Annotated in this window: 11 protein-coding genes; 3 read left to right on the forward strand and 8 right to left on the reverse strand. The window is 74.1% G+C overall.

Annotated elements, in window-relative coordinates; translation table 11 throughout:
• The 7 genes from ACIY1X_RS15145 to recC form a co-directional block, all read right to left on the reverse strand.
• Nucleotides 1-2,306: TonB-dependent siderophore receptor (locus ACIY1X_RS15145; protein ID WP_399681870.1), on the reverse strand; the 2,306-nt coding region annotated here is incomplete at its 3' end.
• Nucleotides 2,307-2,394: 88 nt separating this feature from the next.
• Nucleotides 2,395-3,411 (reverse strand): FecR family protein, encoded by a 1,017-nt coding sequence (locus ACIY1X_RS15150; RefSeq protein ID WP_399681872.1) that lies wholly within the window; start codon nucleotides 3,409-3,411, stop codon nucleotides 2,395-2,397.
• Nucleotides 3,412-3,420: 9 nt separating this feature from the next.
• On the reverse strand, nucleotides 3,421-3,945 hold the full coding sequence (locus ACIY1X_RS15155; protein WP_399681875.1) for a sigma-70 family RNA polymerase sigma factor: 525 nt from the start codon (nucleotides 3,943-3,945) through the stop codon (nucleotides 3,421-3,423).
• A 107-nt stretch (nucleotides 3,946-4,052) separates the two neighbouring features.
• Nucleotides 4,053-4,457, reverse strand: a complete 405-nt coding sequence (locus ACIY1X_RS15160; protein ID WP_399681877.1) for a Fic family protein — start codon at nucleotides 4,455-4,457, stop codon at nucleotides 4,053-4,055.
• A gap of 494 nt (nucleotides 4,458-4,951) precedes the next feature.
• Nucleotides 4,952-7,060, reverse strand: a complete 2,109-nt coding sequence (gene recD, locus ACIY1X_RS15165; RefSeq protein ID WP_399681880.1) for an exodeoxyribonuclease V subunit alpha — start codon at nucleotides 7,058-7,060, stop codon at nucleotides 4,952-4,954.
• Between the two features lie 178 nt (nucleotides 7,061-7,238).
• Nucleotides 7,239-10,943 (reverse strand): exodeoxyribonuclease V subunit beta, encoded by a 3,705-nt coding sequence (recB, locus tag ACIY1X_RS15170; protein WP_399681883.1) that lies wholly within the window; start codon nucleotides 10,941-10,943, stop codon nucleotides 7,239-7,241.
• The gene (gene recC / locus ACIY1X_RS15175; RefSeq protein WP_399681886.1) at nucleotides 10,940-14,485 is read right to left on the reverse strand and encodes an exodeoxyribonuclease V subunit gamma; all 3,546 of its coding nucleotides are present in this window, start codon (nucleotides 14,483-14,485) and stop codon (nucleotides 10,940-10,942) included. Before recC ends, recB begins: the two co-directional genes overlap by 4 nt.
• A 76-nt stretch (nucleotides 14,486-14,561) precedes the next feature.
• On the opposite strand from recC, the gene ACIY1X_RS15180 reads away from it, so the two are divergent.
• Entirely contained in the window at nucleotides 14,562-15,053 is a 492-nt protein-coding gene (locus tag ACIY1X_RS15180) for an SH3 domain-containing protein (protein ID WP_399681888.1), read from the forward strand.
• Between the two features lie 186 nt (nucleotides 15,054-15,239).
• Here ACIY1X_RS15180 and ACIY1X_RS15185 read toward each other — a convergent pair whose 3' ends face one another.
• On the reverse strand, nucleotides 15,240-16,346 hold the full coding sequence (locus ACIY1X_RS15185; RefSeq protein ID WP_038218094.1) for a fatty acid desaturase: 1,107 nt from the start codon (nucleotides 16,344-16,346) through the stop codon (nucleotides 15,240-15,242).
• A gap of 208 nt (nucleotides 16,347-16,554) precedes the next feature.
• Here ACIY1X_RS15185 and ACIY1X_RS15190 point away from each other — a divergent pair, with 208 nt between their 5' ends.
• Nucleotides 16,555-17,601: a homocysteine S-methyltransferase family protein gene (locus tag ACIY1X_RS15190; protein ID WP_399681890.1), complete on the forward strand. Its 1,047-nt coding sequence runs from the start codon at nucleotides 16,555-16,557 to the stop codon at nucleotides 17,599-17,601.
• A 115-nt stretch (nucleotides 17,602-17,716) separates the two neighbouring features.
• Nucleotides 17,717-18,363: SH3 domain-containing protein (locus ACIY1X_RS15195; protein ID WP_399681893.1), on the forward strand; the 647-nt coding region annotated here is incomplete at its 3' end.

Below are 18,363 nucleotides of genomic sequence, written 5' to 3' on the forward strand. Positions count from 1 at the left end.
GGGCCCATGTTGTCGCTGTAGATCTCGCTCTGCCAGCGCAGCGCGCCGCCCACCGTCAGGCCGTGGCCGATGCCGGCGATGCGGTAGCTGGTGGCCAGCTTGAGGGTGTTCTGCGGCACCTGGGTCAGCGGGTTCTTGCCCTCGCGGTCGCGCGTCATGTTGCGCGCGAAGGCGGCCGACAGCTGCCAGCCCGGCCGCAATTCGCCGCTGACTTCCACCTCGAAGCCGCGCGTGCTGGTGCCCGACTTGGCCTCGTAGGCCGTCGAGCCGTCGGGCGCGAAGGTGTTGGGGATCGCGACCGCGAGGTTGTCCTGCTTGGCCTTGTAGAGCGCGGCGCTGACGTTCAGCCGGTCGTCCAGCACGCTGCCCTTCACGCCCACCTCGTAGCTGGCGCCGGTCTGCGGATCGATGAATTCGCCGCTCACCGTCTTGTAGCTCTGCGGCTTGAAGATGTCGGTGTAGCTCGCGTAGGCGCTCCAGTCGCGGCTGAAGTCCCAGACCAGCGCGGCGTAGGGCGTGACCTCGCCGCGCTCGCCGCGGTCGTTGTAGGTGGTGCGGCCGGTGCGGAAGGTGGTGGTGCTCTGGTCGCGGCGCCAGTCGGTCACGCGCGCGCCCACCAGCACGGCCAGGCTGTCGGCGGGGCGGAAGCGCAGCGTGCCGTAGGCGCTGTACAGCCGCTCGTCCGAGGTCAGCATGCTGTTCGCCGGGTTGTAGGGCTGCGCGGGCCAGGCGCCGTTCCACAGGTGGATGTTGGGGATCGCGCTGCTCCAGCCGTCGAAGTACCAGAGGTTGTAGCCCGGCGTGGTGTAGGTGGCGCGCGAGGCCTCGGCGCCGAAGACGAGGTCGTGCTTGCGGCCGAGCGCGTCGAACTTGCCGGTGACCTGCACGTCCAGCGTGTCCTGGCGCGGATCGGCCGCCCAGCGGCCGGCCCACAGGCTCACGCCCGCGCCGGTGAAGCGGTTGGGATTGCCGCCGCTGGCATAGCCGAGCACCTCGTCGTAGATCGTCCAGCTGCGGATGGCGGTGGCCTTGAGCTTCCAGTCCGGCGCGAGCTGGTGCTCGATGCCGGCGAAGACGCTGCCGTAGCGGCGGTACGAGCTGGCCCAGTCGGCGGCGGCCGAATCGGAGACGCGCCAGTGCGTGCGCGTGCCGTCGCTGTAGTAGGCCGGCAGGCCGCCGCGCGCGTGGCCGGTGGACTCCATGCGCTGCCACGAGAAGCCGGCGTGCACGCGCGTGTCGGGCGTCAGGTCGGCCTCGACCACGCCGTAGAGCACCTTGCGCTCTTCCTCCAGGCGGTCGATGTACGAGTCGCTCTTCTGCATGGCGGCGATCAGCCGGCCGCGCACGGTGCCGGCCTCGTTCAGCGGGGTGGAGATGTCCGCCTCGGCGCGCCGGTGCGCCCACGAGCCGAGCTCGCCGCGCACGATGGCCTGAAAGCCGGCCACCGGCCGCTTGCGGATCACGTTGATGGCCGCGCCCGGCGTGCCGATGCCGCTCATCAGGCCGCTGGCGCCGCGCAGCACCTCCACGCGGTCGACCGTGGCGATGTCGTAGGTCTGGAAGATGTCGGTGTAGCCGGAGTTGAGCTGGCGCACGCCGTCGACGAGGTAGGTGTCCACGCCGAAGCCGCGCGAGTAGATGGGCGAGCTGTCGCTGCCGGTGTTGCCGCCCTGGGCCACGACCAGGCCCGGCGTCTGCGCGATCACGTCGGTGAGCTGGGTCAGGCCCTGGTCGTCGATGCGCTGGCGGGTGATGACACTGATGGACTGCGGCGTCTCGCGCGGCGAGAGGTTCAACCGCGTCGAGGTGCTGGTGGACTGCGTGGTGTAGGAGCCGGTGCCCTCGGTGGCGGCGCTGCGCTCGGCGTCGGCGCTGACGGTCACGGTGGCGAGCGAGGCGGCGTCCTGGGCGGCGGCGGGCGCTGCCGCGGCGGGCTCGGCCGCCGCCAGCACGTAGCCGCCCGCGCTGCGCACGGCGCGCAGGCCGCTGCCGCGCAGCAGTTGCGCGAAGCCCTCGTCCACCCCGTGGCTGCCGCGCAGGCCCTCGATGCGCAGGCCGGCCAGGCGCGAGGCGTCCATCGACAGCGTGACGCCGGCCTGCTGCGCGAAGCGCACCAGGGCCTGGTCGAGCGGGCCGGCGGGGATGTCGAAGCTGAGCACGGCGGCTGCCGGCGCCTGGGCCGACGCGGGCTGCGGCGCGGCCAGCAGGCCGGCCAGTGCCAGGCCGGCGGCAGCGGCCAGGGGAGCGAGCCGCGCGGGCACGCGGCGCAGGCACCGCGAAGGGCGCAGGAACGGTTCGGAAGACATGGGAGGGACGGCGGAAGGAAGGAAAAGAAGAAGCTCTTCCTTCCTTGACGGACGACGCCGCCGAAGCGGAACCGCCACACCGAAAAAATCAGCCCGCGCGTTCCACCCGCACCCAGAAGCGCGTGAGGCGCGTCACGCGCAACTGAGGGAAGCTGCCCTGCAGCAGCGCCAGTGCGCGGTCCGGATCGTCCAGCGGCAGCACGGCGCTCACGCGCAGGCCGGCGATCTGCGCGGCGTCGTAGCCCAGGTGGCCGGGATGGCGGCGCGCCAGCTCGTCCAGCACCTCGGCCAGCGGGCGGTCCAGCACCACCCACTGCCGCTGCTGCCACTGCGTGCGCAGGCCCTGCGGGTCGACCGGCGCGAGCGGCGTCACGCCCTCGGGCGTGATGCGCACCTGCTCGCCGGCCTGCACGCGCACGGCATCGTCGGCATGGCGGGCCACCTGCCGTGCGCTGCGCACGGCGGTGGCGGACTCGATCATCGCCAGCCGCGTGGACTCGGCCCCGCGCTCGACCACGAACTGCGTGCCGAGCGCGCGCACCTCGCCGTCGCGGGTGCGCACGACGAAGGGCCGGGCCGGGTCCCTGGCGACGTCCACCAGGATGTCGCCGCGCAGCAGGCGCACGGTGCGCTGGTCGCCGTCGAAGTGCAGGTCCACCGCGCTGCCGGCGGCCAGGGTGAGGCGCGAGCCGTCGGGCAGCGGCTGGCTGCGCCATTCGCCGGCGCCGGTGCGCAGGTCGGCCACCAGGGCCTGCGGCCATTCGTCGCGCACGCCGGCCCACACGGCCAGCGCTGCCACCACGGCGGCCGCCAGGCCGGCCGCGGCGCGGGCGCGGCTGCGGCGGCGATGGGTGGCCGTGCTCTCTTCACCGGCCTGCAGGGCCGCGCGGGCGGCCCGGGCGCCGGCGCCCTGCAGCGGCTGCAGGGCGGCCAGCCACCGCTCCATGGGCGCGGCGGCCTGGGCATGGCGCGGGTCGGCGGCCTTCCAGGCCTCGAAGCCGGCGCGGATGCGCTCGCGCTCCGCGGGGTCGGTGACGCCGAGGCCGGCCAGCCACTCGGCGGCCTGCTCGGCCGGGGTATCGGAGGCGAGAGCGGGAGCGGCCATGCGTGCGCCTCAGTCTTCCAGCGCGGCGCATTGCACCAGCACCTGGGCCAGGTACTTGCGCACCATGCGGTCGGACACGCCCAGCTCGGCCGCCACCGCCTCGTGCGTCAGGCCGTCGAGGTAGTGCAGCAGGAAGGCGGCGCGGGCCTTGGCGGCCACGCGGTCGAGCACGTCGCTCAGCTCGCGCAGCGCACGCAGCGCGGCCAGGGCCACCTCCGGCGCGGGGTAGTGCAGGTCGCCGTGCTCGGCGAGCAGGGCCACCTCGGCGCGCCAGGCGTCCTCGACGGCCTGCCGGCGCGCGTGGTCGACCAGCAGGCGCTGGGCGGTGGTGCGCAGGTAGGCGCGCGGCTCGCGCAGCAGCGGCAGGGCGTCGCGCGCCGCCAGCAGGCGCACGAAGGTGTCCTGCGCCACGTCGGCGGCATGGTGCGCGCAGCCCAGGCGGCGGTGCAGCCAGCCGCGCAGCCAGCCGTGGTGGTCGCGGTAGAGCAGGCCGATGTCCTGCGCGCAACCCAGGGGCGCGGCCGGCGTGGGCAAGGTGGCTCTCCAGTCCTCGGATGTGATGCGAAGCCGGTAATGATAATTGTTTTTATTTGCTGCTGGACAGCAGGGCCATGCCGCACGGGCTTTGGCCCACCCTGAATTCAGGCCTGCGGCGCCGCTTCGCCGGTCAGGATGCGAAAGAGCGGCTCGTTGATGTAGTAGTTGTGGCGGCCGGCCTTGTACTTGCGCACGAAGCCGGTGTCGGCCAGCAGGTCGAGATAGCGTGTGGCCGTCAGGCGCGAGACCTGCAGATCGTGCTGCACGAATTCGATCTTGGTGTAGGGATGGGAGAACAGGTTGTTGATCAGGTCCTGGCTGTAGAAGCGGTGCGCGGCGCGGATGCGGTGCTTGTAATCCAGCAGCAGCGCCTTGATGCCCTGGATGGTGGCGATGGCGTCGATGGCCGTGCGCTCGACGGCGCCGAGCATGTAGAGCACCCACGCTTCCCAATGGCCGTGATCGCGCACCTCCTGCAGCAGGCGGTCGTAGTCGGCCTTGGTACGCACGATGGCGCGGCTGAAATGAAACACCCCCCAGGCCGCTTCGCGGCTCCCCCCTCTCTGGCGCCTTCGGCTTGGAGGGGGGCGCACCCAGCGGCCTGGCCAAGCCAGTTCCTCGGGTGCCCTGAGGACTTCGCTGCGCTCGTCGGCTTGAAACGCCCGTTTCATGCCCTGCGGGTGGTGCGCAACGCCATGGAAAACTGAGATAGAGCACCGGGATGTCGAGCAGCCCTTCCTTGACGAGCGTGTTTCCTTGACCTGAGACGCCTCATATGCATAGATACTCACACATTTCTATGCATGTGAGGAGGGACATGCATAGAAACGAGCCGGAGGACTCAGAAGCTGTGAGTGAATCCGGCGCGCCCGAGCAGGCTGCGCAGGCGCGCGCCATCAAGGCGCAAAGCGCAGCCGTAGCTCGGGCTACGGCGAGCATTTGCAACGCCGAGGGCGCGCGTCTGCGCGGCATGAGCGGGTGTGGCGGGTTCGGTCACAGCTTCTCAGGCGTCTTCCGCCATCAGCCCGCTCGCCCGCAGCACGCGCCGCCCGATCGCCTCGCGCAGCACCCGTTCGCCGGTGGCGGCCGGCGCCGCGAGGGTGAACCAGGTCTTCGCCCGCGTGATGCCGGTGTAGACCAGTTCGCGTGTGAGCACGGGGCTGGCGGCGGCGGGCAGCACCAGGGCGCAGTGCTCGAACTCGGAGCCCTGCGACTTGTGGACGGTCATGGCGAAGACGGTTTCCACGGCCGCCAAGCGCGCCGGCAGCACCCAGCGCACGCCGCCGCTGCCGTCGGCGGCCGGGAAGGCGACGCGGCGCGCCAGGCCGGCGTCCGGGTCGGGCCGGCCGGTGGCATCGTCGAAGCGGGCGGGCAGCTCCAGCACCAGGCCGACGTCGCCGTTCATCAGGCCGAGCGCATGGTCGTTGCGGGTGACGAGCACCGGCCGGCCGGGGAACCAGCCCTGCGTGCCCTGCAGCCTGCCGGCCTCGCGCAGGATCTCGGCCACGGTGGCGTTGAGGCCGGCGACGCCCCACGGCCCCTCGCGCAGCGCGGCGAGCAGCTGGAAGCGGCCCATCGCCCGCAGCACACGCGCGGCCCAGGCGTCCCAGTCGGCGCGCGGCGCGTCGGGCGCGGGGCGGGTGGCCTGCATCAGGCGCAGGGCGTGGGCCGGGCCCACCGGGCCGGCGTCCTCGTCGGCCAGGACCAGGGCGCGCAGCGCCGCATCCTGGGCCAGCCGGGCGGGCGCGGCCTGGAGGGCGCAGACGCGCAGGTCGCCGCGGCCTTCCCGCAGCAGCGCCTGCGCCGCCGCGGCTCGGCCCTCGTTCACCGCGGCGGCGATCTGCCCGATGCCGCTGTCGGCGCCGAAGCGGTGGCTCACGCGCAGCATGGCGATGGCTTGGTCCATCGGGCGGCCGGCGGCATCGCACAGCGCGGGCGGCGGGCGCTGGCCGGTGGTCTGGTCCAGCCACTGCACGGTGGCCGCGTCGTAGTGGCCGCCCTCGGCGCGGCGGCACAGCTCGCCCAGCACCGCGCCGGCCTCGACGGAGGCGAGCTGGTCCTTGTCGCCCAGCAGCACCAGGCGCGCGGCGGGCGGCAGGGCGGCCAGCAGCGCGGCCATCATCTCCAGGTCGACCATCGAGGCCTCGTCCACCACCAGCACGTCCAGCGGCAGCGGGTGGCCGGCGTGGTGGCGGAAGCGCCGGCTGTCGGGGCGGCTGCCGAGCAGGCGGTGCAGGGTGGTGGCCTGGTCGGGCACGTCGCCGCGCGGCGCTGTCAGGTGCGCCCAGGGCAAGCGGTCGAGCGCGCCGCGGATGGATTCGGTCAGGCGCGCGGCGGCCTTGCCGGTCGGCGCGGCGAGCTTGATGCGCAGCGCGGTGCCATCGTGTTCGAGCGCCATCGATTGCAGCAGCGCCAGCAGGCGCACCACGGTGGTGGTCTTGCCGGTGCCGGGGCCGCCGGTGACGATGGCGAAGCGCTGGCGCAGCGCGAGGGCGCAGGCGAGCTTCTGCCAGTTGGGGCCCGCCGGCGCTGCGGCGTCGTCGAACAGCCGGTCGAGCACGGGGCGGATGCGCTCGGCCGGCGCGACGGGCGCGGGGGCGAGGCGCGCTTCGATGCGCGCGCGCACCGCCTGTTCGTAGCGCCAGTAGCGCCGCAGGTACAGGCGAGGACCTTGCAGCACCAGCGGCGTGCCGCCCTCTTCCGCACTGCACAGGCGGCTGGCGCGCAGTGCGCCCTGCCAGCCGGCGAGGGTCAGCGGGCGCAGCCAGCGGTCCAGGCCGCGCGGCGCGGCGCCGGCGGCCTGCTCGGGCGGCAGCGACAGGCTGGCGCGGCTGTCGTCCAGGGTCGCGGCCAGGTCGAGGCAGACGTGGCCGCGGCCGAGCTGGTGGCTGGCGAGCGCGGCGGCCAGCAGCACCTCGGCCGGCGCGTCGCCGTCCAGCGAGTGCAGGAACAGCGCGAAGCTGCGGTCCAGCTCTCGCAGCCAACCCTGCACGACCCAGTGGTCGAGGTCGGCCAGGATATCCGCGTGGCGCGCGCCGGCGGCGGCCGCGGCCGGGTCAGTGTCGAACAGGTCGGGCACCGGAGGGGCCGGCGGGGCGGCGCGGCGGGTCATCGAATCCTCTCCACCTGCGCGGCGCCACGGCGGCCGGCTGTTTCTCCTTCCCCCGCCGGGGGAAGGCTGGGATGGGGGCCGGCGGCGGTCGATGCGCCTCGCGGCCGCGCAGCCCCCACCCCGACCCTCCCCCAGCGGGGGAGGGAGCGAGAACACGGGGCGCTGAAACGCACAGCCATCACGCCATCGCCTCCATACCGAAGAGCGCATCCAGCGACTCGATCAACTCGCGCGGCGGCCGCTCGGCGAACACGCCGTGCGTGGCCGCATCGGCGCCGCGCAGGAAGAGGTACACCGCGCCGCCCATGTGCCGCCCGTAGTCGTAGCCGGGCAGCCGCGCGCGCAGCAGGCGGTGCAGCGCGAACACGTAGAGCACGTACTGCACGTCGTAGCGGTGCGCCAGCAGCGCCGCGCGCATCGCCGCGGCGTCGTAGGCAGCGGCATCCGGCCCCAGCCAGTTGGACTTGTAGTCGGCCACCCACCAGCGGCCGTCGTGCTCGAACACCAGGTCCATGAAGCCCTTGAGCATGCCGGCCAGCCGCGTGCCGGGCAGGGCCGGGCGCGGCGCGGCGCCGAGGGTATGGCGCGTGACCAGCGCGTCGATGCGGCGCGCGTCGGCGCGCTGCACCGGCACCCAGAACTCCATCTCGGTCTGGTACTGCGCCAGGCCGGCGAGCGTGGCCGGCGCCGCGTCCGGCAGCGGCATCGGCAGCGCCAGCCAGCGCGGCAGCCAGTCGCACAGCGGATCGATCCATGCCTCCCAGCCGCGCACGGCGCAGCGGCGCGCCACCAGGTCGCGCAGCGCCTGCGGATGGTTCAGCACGCGGGCGAAGCCCTGCTGCGCGCACCACTCCAGCAGGCCGTGCAGGAAGCTGCCGGGCTCGGAGCCCCGGGGGAAGGCGTGCCAGGTGCCGGCCGCGGGCCGGGCCGGTGCGGCTTCGATGGGCGCGTCCACGGCCGCTTCCTCCAGCGCCTGGTCCTGCCGCGCGTCCTCGGGCTCCGCGCCCTCCTCGTCGGCAGCGATCGATGCGCCAAGCTCGCTGCCGAGCTGCTGCACCAGCGCAGAGTAGCTGGCGATCCACCACGGCGCGTGGCCCGGGTGCAGCGGCACGCGCGCCGGGCCGAGCAGCGGTGCCGGCGCCGCCTTCCAGCGCGCGGCCTGCGGCGCGGGCGCGGGCTGCACGGCGATGTCGGGGCACTCGGCCGCGAGCGCAGCCAGGCCCTCGCGGTACGCGTCCAGACTGTCGACCGGCGCGCCGGCGCCGAGCACCTGGCCGAGCGCGCCCTTGTGCAGCTCGATCTTGCGCGCGCTGCCGGCGGCGAGCGGCGCCACGCCCAGCCACAGCGCATGGCGCGCGCGCGTCAGCGCCACGTAGAGCAGGCGCATGTCCTCGGCCAGGCGTTCCTCCTCGGCGCGGCGGTGCGCCTCGTCGTGCGCGCCGTCGAGTTCGAGCACGGGCGCATCCAGCGTTTCGTCGTGAAAGCCCAGGGCGCGCGCGCTGTCCTTCTTCGCATCGCGCCAGGCGGCGATGAAAGGCAGCAGCACCAGCGGGTATTCGAGGCCCTTGGCCTTGTGGATGGTCACGACCTTGATGAGCGCGTCGTCGCTTTCCAGGCGCAGGATGTCCTCCTCGCCCTCGGGCCGGGCCACACGCTCGGCGAAGGCGCGCAGCAGCGCCTGCGGGCCGTCGAGCTCGCCGGCGCGGCGCTGCAGCCACTCGGCCAGGTGCAGCACGTTGGTCAGGCGCCGCTCGCCCCCCTCCTGCGCCAGCCAGCGCGCGGGCAGGCCGTGGGCGTGCAGCAGCTCGTGCAGCATCGGCAGCACGCCGTGGCGCTGCCACAGCTCGTGCAGGGCGCGCCAGCGCAGCGCGATCGCCTCCCAGCCCAGCTCGTCCTCCTGCAGCCGCGCCAGCTCGGCCAGCGGCAGGCCCAGCGTGCGGGTGGCCAGCGCGGTGCGCAGCAGCGCCTCGTCGCCCGGGTCGGCGGCGGCGCGCAGCCAGTGCTGCAGGTCCGGCGCCTCGGACGTGGCGAAAACCGAGGCGCGGTCGGACAGGTAGACGCTGCGCAGGCCGCGCGCCGCGAGCGCGCCGCGGATCGCGTCGGCCTCGGTGCCGCTGCGCACCAGCACGGCGATGTCGGCCGGACGCAGCGGCTGCCAGCCGCCATCGGCCTGGCGAAAGCCGCTGTCGCCGCCGAGCCAGCGCACCGCCTCGGAGGCGAAGACCTCGGCCATGTGCGCACGGTACTCGCCCAGGCCGACGAAGGCCCTGCCCTCCGCGGGCGCCTGCGACCACAGCGTCATCGCCGGCGCGGGCGCACCGCCGAGCCACAGCGCCTCGGGCCGGCCGCGGGCCTGCACGGGCAGGAAGGGTACGGGGTCGTCGCCGTCCCGCGCGAAGCGGAAGGCGCCGCGTTCGTGCTGCTGCGCGCGGCCGAACACGCGGTTGACCGCGCACACCGCCGCCTCGGTCGAGCGGTGGTTGGTGCTTAACGCATAGTGCGCCGGGGCCGTGTCGGCGCGGGCGCGCAGGTAGGTGCGGATGTCGGCGCCGCGGAAGGCGTAGATCGCCTGCTTGGGGTCGCCGATCAGGATCAGCCCGGCGTCCGCGCCCGCGTGGCCGTAGATGCGGCGGAAGATGCGGTACTGCACCGGGTCGGTGTCCTGGAACTCGTCGATCAGCGCGAGGGGGAACTGCGCGCGGATGTGCGCGGCCAGCGCGTCGCCGCCTTCGCTGCGCAATGCGCGGTCGAGCTGCAGCAGCAGGTCGTCGAAGCCCAGTTCGGCACGGCGCTGCTTCTCGGCGGCGAGGGCGCTGCGCAGCTCGGCGGCGGCGTGGGCGGCCAGGCGGGCGCGCAGGTCGTCGGGCTGCGCGGCGCCGGCCGTGGCCACCCAGGCGTCGATGGCGGCCATCGCGGGGTGCTCGGGCACCGGCTGGCCCTTCTTGAGCTTGAGGCCGGCGCAGCCGAAGCGCTCGATGTTCTTCGGCGCCTCCGCGCCTTCGCACCAGGCGGCCAGCGCGGCCAGCCAGGCGTCGAAGACCGCATCGTCGTCCTTGCCGCGGTAGCTGTTGCCGTTGAGGTGCGGGCGAAGCTGCTCGCGCCACAGCGACTCCAGTGCGGCGCGGTCACCGCGCCAGAGGGCGCGGGCCGCCGCTTCCCGCTCATCGGCCAGCGCCAGCGCCTCGCCCAGCGCGCGCAGTTCCTGCATCACGTCGTGCGCCGCGTCGAGCGCCTCGCCCTTCAGGTGCAGCCGCGCGTCGTCGCGGCCCAGCAGCGGCTTGACGCCCTGCCACAGCGCCTCGGGCGAGGCGAAGCATTGCAGCAGCGCGCGCGCGGCCGCCGCATCCAGCGGGTAGTAGTGCCGACGCCAGTGGTCGTGCAGCACGCGCTGCTGCAGGTCCTGCAGGTCGGTCTGCAGCGTCTGCGCGAAAAGGCTGCCGCTGCCCATCGCGTGCTCGCGCAGCATGCGCCAGGCCCAGCCGTGGATGGTGTGGACGGCGGCCTCGTCCATCCACTGCGCGGCGGTGCGCAGGCGGTGCGCGCAGGCGTGCCACTGGTCGGGCGGGTAGCCGCCCTGCAGCGCGGCCAGCACGTCGCCGGGCTGCGGCGCGGCCTCGCCGGCGAACACGCGCGCCGCTTCGGCCAGCCGGGCGCGGATGCGCTCGCGCAGCTCCTGCGTGGCGGCTTCGGTGAAGGTCACGACCAGGATCTCGGGCGGCGTGAGCGGCCGCGCGAAGGCGCAGCCCGCCTCGCCGTGGCCCAGCACCAGGCGCAGGTAGAGCAGCGCGATCGTGTAGGTCTTGCCGGTGCCGGCGCTGGCCTCGATCAGGCGCGCGCCGTGCAGCGGGAAGCGCAACGGGTCCAGCGGCTGCGGGCCGGTCATGCCTCGTCCTCCGCGCCCTGGCGCGGGCTGCCCAAGGCGCGCCACAGCGGCGCATAGAGCCGGTCGCGCCACGCGGTAAAGCCGCCCCCGTCGGGCGTGGTGGCAGCGGACAGGTCCGCGAAGGAGGGGTACGCGCGCGCCAGCGCCGGCCGGCGCGCTTCGCCGTCGCGGTTCCAGGCGCCGTCGTACTCGGCTGCGGCGTCCTTGCCGCCCAGGTCGGCGAAGGCCGTGCGGCAGGCCACGGGCAGCGGCTGGCGCATGCCCGTGGCCCAGGCCTGCATCAATGCAGACAGCTCTGCCTCGGCCTCGGCGCGCTCCAGTTCCTTCAACGCCAGCACGCCCGACTCGCTGGCCAGCACGGTGCGCGTCGGCCCGGCCGCGACCTGCAGCGCCAGGTGCGCGGGCCAGTGGCGCACGATGTGGTGCCAAGCGAAGTCCTTGCCCTTGTGCAAACGGCCGTTGGCCAGCAGCACGCGCGCGGGCGGCGCGTCGCGGCCCGGCGCGGGCAGGCGGCGCGGCGGCAGCGTGTCTTCCAGCGCGAGGCCGCTGGCGGCGTCGTGCCAGCGCAGCAGGACGGGGCTGGCTTCCACCGCGGGCCATTGCTCGCACGCATCGAGGTAGTGGCCCAGCGTGCGCGCCACGCGCTGCTGCAGCCCGGCCGCCGCCAGCTCGCCGAAGGCGCGCATCGGCAGGCGGCCCTCGCGCTGCAGCTGCCCGGCCTGCGCCGCGAGCGCTTCGTGCAGGCCCGCGCGCGCCGAGGCGGCGGACGGCTGCGCATCACACCACGGCTGCAGCGCGCCGCGCAGCGCCTGTTCGAGCTGCCAGTTCTGCAGGCCGTCGACGGCGAAGAGTTCGTCGTCCAGCGCCTCCTCGGCCTCGTCGCCGAAGCGCACGCGCAGCCGTTCGGCGAAAAAGGCCTCGACGGGCTGGGCGATGAAGGCTTCGAGTTCGCGCAACGTGAGCGGCTCGTCGGGCAGCCAGGGCGGCAGGGGCGACTCGGCCGCCGGCGGCGTGGCGGCGCCATGCGCGGCCTGCCATTCGGCGCCGTAGCTGTAGAGGCCGTCGAGCGCCGGGGCCGCCGGCGCATCGGCGGCGAAGTAGCGCGGGCTGAAGGGCTGCAGCGGGTGCTCGGTGGTCAGGGCCGGCAGCAGCGCGTCGGCCTCCGCTTCGCGGCCCGCCAGGCGCCAGCCGGCCGCCAGGTGGTCGCGCAGCTGGCCGACCAGCACGCTGGGCGCGCGGTGGCTGTTGTCGCGCACGTCGCGGCCGACCCAGCTGATGTAGAGCTGCTCGCGCGCCGACAGCAGCGCCTCCAGCAGCAGGTAGCGGTCGTCGTCGCGGCGCGAGCGGTCGCCGGGCCGCCAGTCGCCCTGCATCAGGTCGAAGTCGGCGCGCACGGCGGGGCGCGGGAAGTCGCCGTCGTTCATGCCCAGCAGGCAGACCACGCGGAAGGGGATGGCGCGCATCGGCATCAGGGTGCAGAAGCTGACGCCGCCGGTCATGAAGCGCTGCTGCAGGCCGTGCGGCTCGGCCAGCGCGAGCCAGCTTTCGCGCACCACGGCCAGCGGCAGGGCTTCGTCGAAGGTGGCGCTGTCGCAGTCTTCGAGCCAGCGCTCCAGGGCGTGCAGCAGTTCCTGCACGCGCAGCTGGTCGCGCGGCGCCTGCGGCGCGAAGAAGCGCTGCAGCAGGGCGCGCAGGCGCTCGGCCCACTGCCGGGGCGGGGCCGGCTCGGCGAGCGTGTCCAGCGTCTCGCGCAGGGCGCGCAGCAGAGCGGCCAGCGGGCCGAGCGCGGCGGCGTCGAGGCCGCCCACCTCGCCGTAGGGCGCGATGCCGTCGAAGGGCGCGCCCTCGCCGACGGCGAAGCCCAGCAGCATGCGGTCGAGCCCGAAGCGCCAGCTGTTGGCCTCGCCGGCGGCCTGCAGGCCGTGGGCGGCGCGCTGGGCCGCGTCGAGGCCCCAGCGCACGCCGGCGCCCTCGATCCAGCGCTTGAGCTGTGGCAGCGCCTCGTCGTCCAGGCCGAAGCGCGCGCGCAGGGCCTGCACGTCCAGCAGGTCGAGCACGTCGCTGGCGGCGAAGCGGCTGTCGGGCAGCGACAGGAACTGTTCCAGCGCGATCAGCAGCGGCTCGCGCCCGCGCCGGCCCTGGTCGGCCACGGCGAAGGGGATGTGGCGCGCGTCGCCGCGCGGCACGCGGCCGAACACGGCCTCGATGTGCGGCGCGTAGGCGTCCACGTCGGGCAGCATCACGATCACGTCGCGCGGCTGCAGGGTGGGGTCGGCGTCGAAGCGGGCCAGCAGCTGGTCGTGCAGGATCTCGACCTCGCGCTGCGCCGAGTGCGCGGCGTGGAAGCGCAGCGAGCGGTCCAGCGCGGGATCGACGGCGGGCCAGAGGGCGCGCGTCTCGGCCAGCGGGCGCAGCTCGAGGATGTCGTCCTGCAGCTGGCGCAGCAGGCTGTGAGGCGGCGGCGCTTCGTCGCTGAAGAGGTCGATGCGCCCGTGGCCGACGCCGGCCCAGGCCGCGCGGTAGCGGTCGGGCTCGTCGATGCCGTCGACCAGGTGCAGGTGGTCGCGGCCCTGCTTGCCCCAGGCGGCCAGCAGCGGATGGGCGTGCTGGTGCAGCGCCTCGGGGTCGAGCACGGCGGGCATGCCGGGCCGGCGTGCCTGGCGGCGGTAGGCGCCGCGCAGCAGGTCCTGGTCGGCCACGATGTCGGTCCAGTGGTGGCGGCAGGGGTTGTGCACGAACAGCATCACCTGCGTGAAGCGCGCCAGGGCATGCAGCGCGGCCAGGGTCTGCGCCGGCAGGGCGGAGATGCCGAACACGGTGATGCGGCGCGGCAGGCCGCGCGGGGCGGGGGCGCCTTCGGGCAGTGCGGCCAGCGCGGCGATGAAGCGCTGGTGCACGCCGGCGCGGCTCTCGGCCGCCGCCTCGGGGCCGGCGTCTTGGAGGACGGCACGCCACAGCAGGGCCTGCCAGCGTTGGTCGTCGGGCAACGGACGAATGCCGTGGCGCAGCGAAGCGAGCCGGTCTCGGTCGGCGGCCCAGTCGTCCAGCCAGTCGGCGCGGTAGACCTGGTACTGGTCGAGCAGGTCGGCCAGGCGCAGGGCGAGCTGGTGGCGCTTGCGCAGGTCGGCATCGCCGGCCAGGAAGCGCGCCAGCGGCTCGAAGCCGGGCGCATCGCGCAGGGTCGGCAGCAGGCGCATCAGGCGCCAGGCCAGCGGCGCCTCGTCCAGCGGCGAGCGCTCAGGCACCGCCTCGCGGCCCAGCACGGCGCGGTAGGCGCGCCACAGGAACTGCGCGGGCAGTTGCACGTCCAGCGCGGCGGCGATGCCCAGGCCGCCCTCGGCCGGCTCGGCCGCCAGCGCCAGCTTGAGCCACTGGGCGATGCCGTTGCTCTGCACCAGCACCACCTCGTTTTCCAGCGGCGCCAGCGGGTGGCGCTGCATCCATGCGACGAGCAACTGGCGCAGGTCTTCCGGCCGGTTGCCGTGCAGCACCATCAGGCCGGGCTGCAGCGTGGGGGAAGGATCGGAAGGGGTGGTCGGCATGGACGGCGGGTGCAGCGGGCGATGCTAGCGCGGCGCTGTGCCAAACTCACCGGCACCTGCCAGGAGGAAAGACGCCATGCCCACCGTTCGCCCGTTGCTGCCGCTGCTCGCGGCCCTGCTCTGCCTGCCGGCGCTGGCCCAGTCCGGCGACGACGAAGCGCTGGTGCTGCCGCGCAGCGTGCTGCGGGCCGAGCCGTCCGCCCGTGCGGCCGTGGTGCAGCGGCTGGGCGCCGCGCAGCGCGCGCAGGTGCTGGGCTGCCTGCAGGACGCGCCGTGGTGCGAGGTGGTGCTGGCCAGCGGCGCGCGCGGCTGGGTGGCGGAAGGCCGGCTGCAGGATCTGCCCGAAAGCCGCACGGCGCAGGCCGGGGAGGAAGAGGACTTGGACCACCGCACGGACACGCCGCTGCCCTGGCGCGGCGTGCCGCAGCCGGGCGTCGGCGTGGTGGGCTACGAACACTACGGCTACGGCGGCGGCACGGTGATCTACGTGGCACCGCGCGGCGGCCCGGGCGAGCCGCTGTTCCCGATGCGGCCGGGCTGGGCCCGCGGCCAGCCGATGCCGCGTTGAGGTCGGATCGTCTCGTTTGTTACACGTTTGGCTGAAACGCCCGCCCGGCCGGCGCTGCAGGCCGATTGCACTTTGCCGCTGACTCCATGAAAACCGTTCGGGCTGAGCCTGTCGAAGCCGGGTTGCGGCGCTTCGACAGGCTCAGCCCGAACGGTTGGATTGGATGTGGGTGAGCGCCCTTGCGCCTCAGAGCGCGGCCGCCGGCACCGGCGCCGGCTCGCTGGTCGCGCGGCCCTTGAAATCGGTCCAGCAGCGCTGCGTGAAGTCGTACAGCTTGCAGCGACGCGCGGTGTCGAAGTACCAGCGCCACGAGAAGCGCTGCACCACGATGCGCCCGGGCAGCAGTTCCTCGATACGGGCCTGCGCGGCCTTGAGCTTGTACAGCGGGATGCTCATGTCCACGTGGTGCGCCGTGTGCTCCATGATGTGGTGCATCAGCGAGCCGATGCGCCACGGGAAGGTCAGGTGCACGGTGGTGGAGACGAAGGGCTGCGCGCGCTGCCAGGCGGCGCGGTCGTCGTGCCACGACACCTTGACGTGCGTGTGGTGCACGTACACCACGAAGCCGATCATCGCGAACCAGAACAGCACCGGCAGCACGAAGGCGAAGCCCAGCATCGGCAGCAGCGCGCGGCCGGTGGCGAAGCTCACCGCCACCAGCGCCGCCAGCCACAGCGCGGCGAAGGACAGCACCAGCGCGCAGTCGCGCGAGAACACGGGCCGCTCGGCGTTGGCCGACTTGTCGCGGGCGATCATGCGGCGCCACCAGATCTCGACCATGTAGTACACGCCGGGCGCCCAGCCGCTGCGGTACAGGCGCTCCATGAAGCGGCGCGCCGGCGGCAGCGCCTCGTACTCGGTCTGCGTCAGGGGCGCCCAGACGAAGTCCACGCCCTTGAGGTTGGTGAAGCCGTGGTGAACCGTGTTGTGGCCCATGTCCCACAGGCTGTAGGGCGTGAGCGAGGGCAGGAAGGCGATGCGGCCCAGCCACCTGTTCAGGCGCCGGTGCGGCGTCAGGCTCTGGTGGCAGGCGTCGTGGCCGATGATGAACAGGCGCCCGATCACGAAGCCGCAGGCCAGGCCAGCCGCGAGGCGCGCCCACCACGGCTGCAGCAGCACGGCGGCCGCCAGCAGCGCGAAGAAGAACACGTAGTCCAGCGCCAGCAGCGCGATCGGCTGCAGGGTGGTGCGCTGCACCAGCGGCAGCAGCCAGCCGCGGATGATCTTGCGGTGCGGCAGCGGGGCTTCGGGGGGCAGGGGAAGCGGCCCCTCCGTGAGGGAGGATTCGGACATGGCAACCAGGGGGCGGCGCGCACCGGGGCGCGCACGAACGATGAAAAAGTAAGGGAAGCTGGGTGGGCCGGCGGTGTCCCGACACTAACCCATGCAGTCCGACGGCTTCATGACACCCGTCAAGTGCCGGCCGGACAGCCCGCCATGCGGCAGGGCCGCCGGGATGCCGGGCCGGCCCGCGCAAGGGGCGATTCCTACAATCGCCGCCATGAGCCTGCCCGCCTACACCCGCGCCCGTGAGCTGCCCGGTATTCTCGCCGAACGCATCGCCATCCTGGACGGCGCCATGGGCACCATGATCCAGCGGCTGCGTCTTTCCGAGGAACAGTACCGCGGCGAGCGCTTCCGGGATGCCCCCAAGGATGTGAAGGGCAACAACGAACTGCTCTCGCTGACGCGCCCCGACGTCATCCGCGACATCCACGAGGGCTACCTAGCCGCCGGGGCGGACCTGGTCGAGACCAACACCTTCGGCGCCACCACCATCGCGCAGGAAGACTACGAGATGGCGCACCTGGCGCGCGAGATGAACCTCGCCTCGGCCCGTCTCGCGCGCGAGGCCTGCGACAAATTCTCCACGCCCGACAAGCCGCGCTTCGTCGCCGGCGCCCTCGGCCCCACGCCCAAGACGGCCAGCATCAGCCCCGACGTGAACGACCCCGGCGCCCGCAACGTGGACTTCGAGCAGCTGCGCGCCGCCTACCACCAGCAGGCCGCCGCGCTGATCGAGGGCGGCGCCGACGTGCTGCTGGTCGAGACCATCTTCGACACCCTCAACGCCAAGGCCGCGCTGTTCGCCATCGACGAGGTGTTCGAGGCCACCGGCGAGTGCCTGCCCATCATCATCAGCGGCACGGTGACCGACGCCTCCGGCCGCATCCTCTCGGGCCAGACCGTCACCGCCTTCTGGCACAGCGTGCGCCACGCGCGGCCGCTGGCCATCGGCCTCAATTGCGCGCTGGGCGCGGCCCTGATGCGGCCCTACATCCAGGAGCTGAACCGCGCGGCGCCCGAGACCTTCGTGAGCTGCTACCCCAACGCCGGCCTGCCCAACCCGATGAGCGACACCGGCTTCGACGAGACGCCGGAGGTGACGGCGCGGCTGCTGCACGAGTTCGCGGCCGAGGGGCTGGTCAACATCGTCGGCGGCTGCTGCGGCACCACGCCCGACCACATCGCCGCCATCGGCGCGGCGGTGGCGCCGATGCGGGCGCGGGCGGTGGCGGCCGGGCCGTTCTACCGCGAGGCCGCCTGAGGGCCCGAGCCGTGCAGGGCCGCCGCGCCCTCCCCTGCAGGTGGCGCCCACCGATTGACAACGCGCCGCGGCGCTCTACCGTGGATCAGGTTCATCCGCACACAAGGAGGCCGCGATGCCCGAATCGAAACCGCCCCCCCGTTCCCTGCGCTGGCTGGCGGCCGGCGCCCTGGCGCTGACGCTGGCCCTGCCGCTGGCCGCCTCGGCGCAGGAGGCCTACACGCGCGGCGTGCTGAACCTGCGCGCCGGGCCGGGCACCGACTACCCGGTGGTCGTCCAGCTGGCCGCCGGCCAGCCGCTGAACGTCATCGGCTGCACCACCGGCTATGCCTGGTGCGACGTGGTGCTGCCCGACGGCCTGCGCGGCTGGGTGGTGGCCAGCCGGCTCGACTACGCCTGGGGCAGCGACGTGGTGCCGCTGGTGAACTACGGGGCGATGATCGGCGTCCCGATCATCGGCTTCACCCTCGGCAGCTACTGGGGCGACCACTACCGCGACCGGCCGTGGTTCCGCGAGCCGCGCTGGTGGGGGCACCGCCCGCCCCCGCCGCCGATGCCGGGATGGCGCCCCGCCCCACCGCCGCCCATCGGCTGGCACCCCCGTCCGCCCCGCCCGGGCTGGCACCCGCCCGGCGGGCCGCCGCCCCGGCCCGGCTGGCAGGGCCCCGACCGGCCGCCGCGCCCCGGCTGGCAGCCGCCCGACCTCAGCGGCACCGAGGTCGTCGCCCACTGCCTCTCGGTCGAGCTCGAGCACCCCGACGG

Origin of the sequence: Xenophilus sp. (assembly GCF_044462705.1) — a bacterium.
GTDB lineage: Bacteria > Pseudomonadota > Gammaproteobacteria > Burkholderiales > Burkholderiaceae_C > Xenophilus > Xenophilus azovorans.